At 46.1% G+C, this 8,703-nt stretch carries 7 protein-coding genes; 1 reads left to right on the forward strand and 6 read right to left on the reverse strand.

The window, feature by feature from the left end; translation table 11 throughout:
* Window positions 1-124: 124 nt before the first annotated feature.
* From VF06_RS26385 to VF06_RS26410, 6 genes are all read right to left on the reverse strand, one after another.
* Window positions 125-2,113, reverse strand: coding sequence for a hybrid sensor histidine kinase/response regulator (locus VF06_RS26385; protein WP_099072348.1), 1,989 nt, complete (start codon window positions 2,111-2,113; stop codon window positions 125-127).
* Entirely contained in the window at window positions 2,106-4,253 is a 2,148-nt protein-coding gene (locus VF06_RS26390; RefSeq protein WP_099072347.1) for an ATP-binding protein, read from the reverse strand. The genes VF06_RS26385 and VF06_RS26390 overlap by 8 nt, the downstream gene beginning before the upstream one ends.
* A gap of 70 nt (window positions 4,254-4,323) precedes the next feature.
* Window positions 4,324-5,331 carry an ATP-binding SpoIIE family protein phosphatase gene (locus VF06_RS26395; RefSeq protein ID WP_099072346.1) on the reverse strand — a complete coding sequence of 336 codons (1,008 nt, stop codon included), beginning with the start codon at window positions 5,329-5,331 and terminating at the stop codon, window positions 4,324-4,326.
* A gap of 1 nt (window position 5,332) precedes the next feature.
* The gene (locus tag VF06_RS26400) at window positions 5,333-5,731 is read right to left on the reverse strand and encodes an anti-sigma regulatory factor (protein WP_099072345.1); all 399 of its coding nucleotides are present in this window, start codon (window positions 5,729-5,731) and stop codon (window positions 5,333-5,335) included.
* Window positions 5,718-6,131, reverse strand: coding sequence for an STAS domain-containing protein (locus VF06_RS26405; RefSeq protein WP_099072344.1), 414 nt, complete (start codon window positions 6,129-6,131; stop codon window positions 5,718-5,720). Before VF06_RS26405 ends, VF06_RS26400 begins: the two co-directional genes overlap by 14 nt.
* 17 nt (window positions 6,132-6,148) lie before the next feature.
* On the reverse strand, window positions 6,149-6,997 hold the full coding sequence (locus VF06_RS26410) for an STAS domain-containing protein (protein WP_099072356.1): 849 nt from the start codon (window positions 6,995-6,997) through the stop codon (window positions 6,149-6,151).
* A 306-nt stretch (window positions 6,998-7,303) separates the two neighbouring features.
* On the opposite strand from VF06_RS26410, the gene VF06_RS26415 reads away from it, so the two are divergent.
* Window positions 7,304-8,641 carry a Mur ligase family protein gene (locus VF06_RS26415; RefSeq protein ID WP_099072986.1) on the forward strand — a complete coding sequence of 446 codons (1,338 nt, stop codon included), beginning with the start codon at window positions 7,304-7,306 and terminating at the stop codon, window positions 8,639-8,641.
* Window positions 8,642-8,703 lie beyond the last annotated feature (62 nt).

Raw genomic sequence — 8,703 nt, forward strand, 5'->3', positions numbered from 1 at the left:
GCAATCTTATTTGCGTAACAGCTTATAATTACGTCCGCGCACATTTTTTAAGATAACTCGTATTGATGAATCGAAGGCAAGGCACTATTGCAAACACCGCAGAATCCGAAGATCTTGCAGTCAACTACACATATTTTGGCTCAATGGCTAATGTAGTCAAAATAGCTTGTATGAGTACTTCTGGTTCAATTGGCTTGGAAATATGGTGGTGAAATCCGGCGGCTAGTGCTTGTTGTCGATCGCTTTCTCCAGCATAAGCAGTGAGGGCGATAGCCGGGATTTCTCTGCGGCGATTGGGTAAGAGCTTTCTAATTTGCCGAATTAGTGTGTAGCCATCGATATCAGGCATACCAATATCGCTGATTAGCAAATCAAATTTTCCTTGTTCCAAACTGCTCAAAGCTTCACTAGCAGAGTCCGCTTGGGTCACTTGCACTCCGTATTGTTCTAGCACGAAGGCGATGAACTCCCGCGAATCTCTGTCATCGTCTACAAGTAGTGCTTGCAATCCATTGAAATTCAGGTCTGAGGAATTATCAGACGCAGTATCATTTTGATTCAGTTTTGCCGCAGCGATCAGTGGAAGCTTGACTGTAAACGTCGCTCCTTGTCCTTCTCCAGGACTCGCTGCTGCAACGGTTCCTCCGTGCAGTTCAACCAAATGACGCACGATCGCTAACCCCAACCCCAAGCCGCCAAATTTTCGGGTGGTTGTCCCATCAGCTTGACGGAAGTAATCAAAAACGTATGGTAAAAAGTGACTATTAATACCTTTGCCAGTATCGCTAACAGTGAGTTGAGCGTATTCTGAAAGGTTCCCTTCTCCTTCATCCTCGATGCTTTCTAACTGCACCTTTACTCGACCACCTTGTGGGGTAAATTTAATCGCGTTAGCAAGTAAATTCCAAATAACCTGTTGCAAACGAGCAGAATCGCCAAGTACTTGACCAATGTTCGGTTCAAATAATGTTTCAATCTGAATGGATTTAGCTTCAGCTGCGAGACGGACGGTTTCGAGGGCAGCTTTGATGGTAAAAGTTAGATTGACTGGAATTGTGTTCAAACTTAACTTGCCTTGGAGAATGCGCGACACATCCAGCAGATCTTCAATTAATTGTGCTTGCAATTTGGCATTGCGTTCGATGGTTTCTAGTGCGTACCGACTTCTGGCTGTGTCCGGGTGGGTTGTTTGCAGAATTTTTGCCCAACCCAAAATCGGATTCAGGGGCGATCGCAATTCATGAGACAAGACTGCGAGAAACTCATCTTTAATTCGGTTGGCTTGCTGTGCTTGTTCGGTTTTCTGCTGTAAAGAAACCATCAGCTCATTGAGGCGATGGTTCTGTTCTTGGAGCAAAGCTTCTGCTTGTTTGCGCTCGGTAATATCTGAGAGAATGAAAACGGCACCTGTGAGAGTCCCCTGCCGATTAAATGCCGGGTCGATGGTTTTGGCAAACCACCGTCCTTGAGACTGAAATTCTAGAACTTGCCGTTGGTGAGTTTCTTTAGCACGGCGAAAGCAAATGCCATCACCGACTCCCCATTGGGAGTTTATCACCTCATGGTAGAGACGACCCAAAATTTCGCTCTGATGCTTGTCAACCATCTCTATCATCGCTCGATTACAGCGCAGAATTCTACCTTGTTGGTCTACCAGACATACACCGTCGTTGATAGAATCAAAGGTGCTTTGCCACTCCCGCGCTGAGGACAAAGCACATTCTTCTGCCCGTCGAATTCGCAGTAGCGATCGCACTGTAGCAACCAATTCAATGGGTTCGACTGGTTGTGCTAAATAGGCATCGGCACCGCTGTCTAAGCCTTCTACTTTGTCCTGGCTTTGGATGAAACTTGCACTCAGGTGTAGCACCGGAATGAAAGTCGTTTCGGGGTTTGCCTTAATTTGGCGACAGACTTCAAAGCCGCTCAAATCCGGTAATTTGACATCCAAAATTATTAAAGCAGGCTGATACTCAACAGCTGCCTTTAATCCATCTGCTCCAGTTGCTGCTTCCAGCACGGTAAACCCTGCATCTTTCAAAATCCGGGTGACAACGTAACGATTGGCTGCGTTATCATCAACATGCAGGATCGTCACGTGTAGTTCAGACATTGCTTTCTCCCCAAGCATCCAGAATAATTCCGGCTTTAATGAGTGCATCTTCAAGTTGGGCGATAGCTGCCGTTTGAGAGCCTGTTTCTTTAGAAAGAATGGCGATACTTTGTTTTGCTAACAGCCTTTGCACTTCTACATCCAGTTGAGCAGATGAGTGGATAATTACAGGAATCGATTGAGTAACGGAATTATTTTTAAGCTGCTGGAGTACATCAAACCCGCCAATCTCTGGCATCTCTAAGTCAAGCACGATGGCACTTGGACGCTCGTGTTCTGCCAAATTTAATCCTTCTTGTCCATTCGCGGCTTCTAAAATACTCAATTGTGTATTTACCAACAGCTGTTTTACAAGATACCGATAGGCGGGGTCATCGTCAATTAATAAAATTTTTTGAAGACTATTCTTATTAATCAGAGTATTGAGTTTATTCAACAGCGGCAATCTGTCTGCGGGCTTAATTAGAAACCCGTCTGCTCCTAGTGCCAGTGCTTGTTTTTCATTATCAATGATAGTAATAACGAGTACAGGAATGCTACGAGTGGTTGCGTCTCCTTTGAGTTCTCGCAAGAACGTCCAGCCGTTTTGCCCTTCTAGCATAATATCTAACATAATCGCCGTCGGGCGAACTTGTTGTAACACAAGCCTTGCCTGAGCTAAGGTGCGGGTGGGAATCAATTGATAGGTTGACTCCTGGAGGTGCTTTTCGTAAATAAATAGCGTTTCGGGATGATCTTCAACTGCCAGAATCGGCAGGCGATTTGGCTCAAGTGGTGCGGGTTGGTCTAGGGTGGTAAATTCAGTTGTATGTGGGTAGACGATGGGAATCGATGCTGTAAAGGTGGAGCCTTGACCCAGTTCGCTTTTAATCGAAATGTTGCCACCGAGTAGTTCTGCTAGCTTGCGTGATAACGGCAATCCTAAGCCAGTTCCTTTAACCTGCTTTTGCAGAGGGGACTCAATTTGCACAAAATCTTCAAAAATTCGCTCCCGATCGCTTGCAGCAATACCGATGCCCGTATCTGATACAGAGAAGGTCACAGTATGACCTGTTTGCATAGCGCTGACGCGCACTTCTCCCTGCTCAGTAAATTTAAGGGCATTGGAGACAAAGTTTCTCAGAATTTGGGCGACTTTGCCCTCATCGGTATAAAGCGGAGGTATGGCATTGGGTTCCTCGACAATCAGTGTCACAGAGGAGCCTTGAACCAATAATGGCCGCAGCATTCCCCGCAATGTGGCGAACAAGTCGCTGACTTTAAAGTAACTGGGACGCACTTCAATTTTTCCAGCTTCTACCTTTGCTAAATCCAGCAAGTCGTTGACCAATTCTGATAATCCGCTGGCTGCCTTTTGAATAAATGTTACCTGCTTTTCTTGCTCGGCGGTCAAATCGCCATCCATCCGCGCCAGCAGCATCCGAGAGAGCGACAAAATCGAGTTGAGCGGCGTGCGAAATTCATGGCTCATATTCGAGAGAAAGCGGGTTTTTAGCTCGTTTGCCTTTTGCAGCGAGTCTGCTTTCTCATCCAGTTCCGCGTAGAGGGCAACCACACCGCGATTGGTATCTTCTAGTTCTCGATTGAGATAAATCAGTTCTTCCTCGCGCTTTTGCAGTTCTGCCATTGCCCGGAGTAACTCCTGGTTTTGTCGCTGGATTTCTTCATAGGGATTCTGGGGCGATCGCCCAATGACGGTTTCTCGAATCTGCTGCAATTGCGAATCGCTAAAAGTGGCCGTGCGCTTCGATAATTTTTTGCTCATCACCACCGTTGTTCCTTGTCCTGGCAGCGATTCAATCTCAAAGAAATCCATTAGTCTACGGGTGCCGACGATGCCTAATTTCATTCCTGTGCTAGAGGTGTCGCGTCCTGCTAAAATGTCTGCCAGATGAGGAATGCCCTCACCTCGATCCTCAACCCGAATGACAAATCCTTGCGGCTCTCCTTCGATTGAAAATTCCAGCGTTCCGCCTTTGGCATACTGAAAGGCGTTGCGGGCAATTTCGGAAACTGCCGTTGCCAATCGTGCCTGATCTTGGGCATCAAAGCCCAACTGCTCGGCAATTTCCCTAGTTCGTTGCCGAGCTTGCACAACATCCTGTTCGTAGTGGATTTCGAGGCTGAAAAGAATTGTCACGTTGCTTCGCTCCGAATTCAAAATTCACGCATTATAGCGATTCCTAATTAAGTGAGGTACAGATAATTAGTCAATTGACTATTCCTTTAGCCACTAACACCGTCACATCGTCGCGTTCTCGGTTAAAGTCCCGGTATAGTACACCTGCAATCAGGCTGGGATGTTTTTGATTCAAACCGGGATAGCGATCGAGCCGCCACTTAGTGTCTAATCCGTCAGAATGCATAATTAAAAGTCCGTTAGCATACCAGGGATAGCTAAACTCTTGAATTTTACGGATTTCATGCCCTACCGTGCCGTTATGAGATAGGAGATTGTGGTGTTTGGTAAATGAGAAAATGCTGGCAGAAATATTGCCAATTCCGGCAAAACAAACAGACTGTTGTTCAAAGTCGATTTCGGCAATGGCCAGCACTGCTCCTCGCGTACTTCGCAAGGCGGCGTGGGCAGCTTCAACCATCGCCCCAGGAGAAAGATGATGATGGTCTTGAAATATTCTTAGGGCTTGGGAAGCAGCATTGGCAGCCGCAGCTCCATGTCCTAAGCCATCGACTACTAGCAACAAACCGCGGTCAACATCGACTTGATATGCCCAAGCATCTCCGGAAATGTCCTCCCCTTGTTTGGGCAAACAGATCGCTCCAATTTCTAATGTCTTTTCAAGCGGATGGGATGCCGAGTGTGACCAAATGTGGGTCAAGAGTGCTGTCCCTTGCTTGGGAATCGAGTAAATTTCCAATAAATTAGAGAGGCGAAGAATTGCGCCCAACCCGTTGCCTGATGTTCCGGCTGTGGAAAAGCCATCTTGCAAACATTCATCTACATCGACCATCCCCGGCCCTTTATCGAGGGATAAAACCTCAATGCCAACGGCTAAATCCTGCTTGAGCGATCGCAGCAGCATCACTCCGCCGCCAGCGTGCTGCACCAAATTGTTACCAATTTCTGTCACCACAATACCAACCTTGCCCCGTTGGGTTTCCTGAAAGCCGAGCCGAGTTACCAAAGCCATCGCTAAACGTCGGGCTTCCCCGGTCTGGCTGGATTCAGTAATTGTGATGGCGACAGATTCGATCATTTTATTTCCATCGTATAATTGTTACCCGCGTTCCTTCTCCCACCGCAGACTGAATCTCAAACTCGTTGGTAAGTCGTTTGGCACCGCTCAGTCCCATACCCAATCCGCTACCCGTGGTAAACCCGTCCTTCAGTGCCAACTCGATATCGGGAATTCCCGGCCCGCGATCTTCAAAGGTCAGTTTAATTCCTCGCCGTCTCCCTTCCTCAAGGGTTTCTAGTTTGGCTGTGCCGCCTCCTCCATAGTCTAGAGTATTACGCGCTAACTCACTGGCGGCGGTGACAATTTTAGTTTGGTCTACTAAGCCAAAGCCAATTTCCACAGCTAGCTGCCGTACTGTCTGCCGAACTAAGACTACATCACTAGAAGATTGAATTTCGATCGTTTCAGTCTTCTGCATCGTCATCTGCACGCCATTTAGTCGCAGTTAGTTGATTTGTGGTTTCATCGAGTGACGATCGCAGCAGTGCCATACCCTTTTCTACGTTTAAGGCAGTGCGAATGCCCGTCAGGGATAACCCCAATTCTACTAAGGTGATTGCCACAGCGGGCTGCATCCCCACAACAACGGTTTCGGCATCCAGTATCCGTGACATTTTGGCAATGTTGGCTAAAATTCTCCCCAGGAAAGAATCAACAATCTCTAATGCAGAAATATCGATCAGCACACCGCGAGCGTGAGTTTGAGTAATGCAGTTGGTCAAGTCATCCTGTAGCGTCATCGCCAGGCGATCGTACATATCCACTTGGATGGTTACAAGCAGGAGATCGCCAATTTTGAGTATGGGAATACGTTCCATTGGTTTCTCCTATCCACTTATTGGGGTTGAGAGCGAATACTCGCTCCTATGCGTTTTAACGCCATCAAAAAGGCTTCGGCTAGGGTCGCCTTTGTTGTGATATTAGTCAAATCAATGCCGAGATAGACGATGGTTTGGGCAATTTGCGGACGAATGCCACTGATTATACAATCGGCTCCCATGAGACGGGCAGCGGTAACAGTCTTAAGCAGATGTTGAGCGGTGAGGGTATCAACGGTGGGAACTCCGGTAATGTCAATAATGGCAACTTCTGACCCTGTTTCCACAATCTTCTGCAATAATAATTCCATGACTATTTGAGTGCGGGCACTATCCAAAGTGCCGATAATTGGCAATGCCAAAATTCCCTCCCATAGTTTAACCACTGGAATAGAAAGCTCCAGCAACTCTTCCTGCTGTCGGAAAATCACCTCTTCCCGTGCCTTCTGATACACTTCCACGATCAGCAATCCCAGTCGATCTAGTAACTGTGTAGCTAGCCAGATTTCTTTACCCAACTCAGCAGCATCTTGCAATTCCTGACGTAATCGATTGAAGAGGGGTTGCTTGAAGGAAAAAATGAATGTCGCTGTTTCCGAGGGTGTGAAGCCTTTTTGCGATCGCGATCGGGAAATGCTAGTCAGCATCTGGCGCATGTCGTCCCACGCCGCTGCTTGAATATTAGTCAAGTTGCCTTGCCCAACGGCGATCCGAAACAAGCTAAGGAATTCCCGGCACTCCTCCCTTAGCTCCGCTTCTTTAATCAAGCCTCTGCGAATATTCACAGCGGCTAGCTCCTGAGTCCACTCCAACAGCATATCTGCCTCGAAAGTTTCCAGGATCTCTGGTATCTTACTTTCGCTCATCGTTCCTTTAAGGGCAACCTTTTTGATTAGTCCAAAATCAGTGTATGACGATTCAGTCCAAGGTGAAAACCGAAGTTGGAGAGGGGGGAGGGGAGGGGGAAAGGGGAAAGGGGAAAGGGAAAGGGGGAAGGGGGAAAGGGGAAGGGGGAAAGGGGAAAGATTAAATTTATTCCTTTTCCCTTTAACCTTTAACCTTTTCCCCTGCTCCCCGACTGGCATTTTCAGCTAGGATTCGCTAAACTCACAAAATTAAATTTGCAACTAAAAACTTTCAATTAGCAACCGCCAGAAGACTAGGGTAAGAATGTGGGAAACAAAATACAAGTTATAGATAGAGTGCGATTGGGTTTTGCGGTGTCAGTGGCAAAAAGCGTGACATTTTTAGTGCGATCGCTGCGTCTCGGTGCTGCTAGTGTATTACCAGGCTCAATTGCTCGTCGCATTGAAAAGAGACTTTTACAATTATTGAGTCAGCAAGTCAAAAAGGGAGTGATTTTAATTGCCGGTACTAATGGCAAAACCACAACATCGCTGCTTCTAAAAACGATACTAGAAAACAAAGGTTATCGCATCGCTCATAATTCTACAGGTGCAAATCTGGAAAACGGTTTGATAACAGCTTTGTTGGAAAGCACTAATTTGGTGGGAACCTTAGATGTTGACTATGCCATTTTGGAAGTTGATGAAAATATTGTTCCAAAAGTATTAACTCCACTCCAGCCGCAAATTATTCTTTGTTTAAACTTGTTCCGCGACCAACTCGATAGGTACGGGGAAGTAGACACAATTAGTAAGCGTTGGACAAAGGTAATTTCTACGCTACCGCCAGAAACGGTGGTAATTCCTAATGCTGACGACCCAACTTTATCTCACCTGGGGCAGCAGTTACCGCAAAAGGTGTTATTCTTCGGCTTAAATGAACCAGAACATTATCTAGAAGCAATTCCTCACGCTGTTGATTCTATTTATTGTCCAAAATGCGGACATTCCCTAGATTATAAAGGTGTCTACTTGTCGCATTTGGGAGATTTTACTTGTCCCAAGTGTGGTTTTAGTAAAAGTCAACCGAGTCTAGAAAGTAGTGAATGGCCGCAAATTCTAGTTGGTTTATATAACAAATACAATACTTTGGCAGCAGTAACAGCAGCTAAAGAATTAGGAGTTGATGAAGCAACAATTAAAGATACTATTAACAACTTCCAAGCCGCTTTTGGTCGTGCTGAAGATTTAGTAATTAATGGTAAAAAAGTACGGATTTTGTTATCAAAAAATCCTGTGGGTACAAATGAAACAATTCGTGTGGTAACTCAAAGTACGGATAAAACTACACTGCTAGTATTAAACGATCGCACACCAGATGGCACTGATGTATCCTGGATTTGGGACGTGGATACTGAAAAATTAGTCGAACGTGGAGGAACTTTAGTAGTAAGTGGCGATCGCGTTTATGATATGGCACTACGCCTGCGTTACAGCCAAAAATCTCCTGAAAGTACATTAAATTTAATTGTCCAAGAAGATTTGCGACAGGCGATCGCTACTGCCCTAGAGCATACACCAGAGAATGAAACATTGCACATTCTCCCTACTTATTCAGCCATGCTCGAAGTGCGAGAAGTTCTCACTGGTCGAAAAATTCTGTAAATTGGGCATTGGGCATTGGGCATTGGGCATTGAGTATTGGGCATTGGGCATTGGGGATGGGA

The sequence above is a fragment of the Nostoc linckia z4 genome (assembly GCF_002608075.1).
Classification (GTDB): domain Bacteria; phylum Cyanobacteriota; class Cyanobacteriia; order Cyanobacteriales; family Nostocaceae; genus Nostoc; species Nostoc linckia.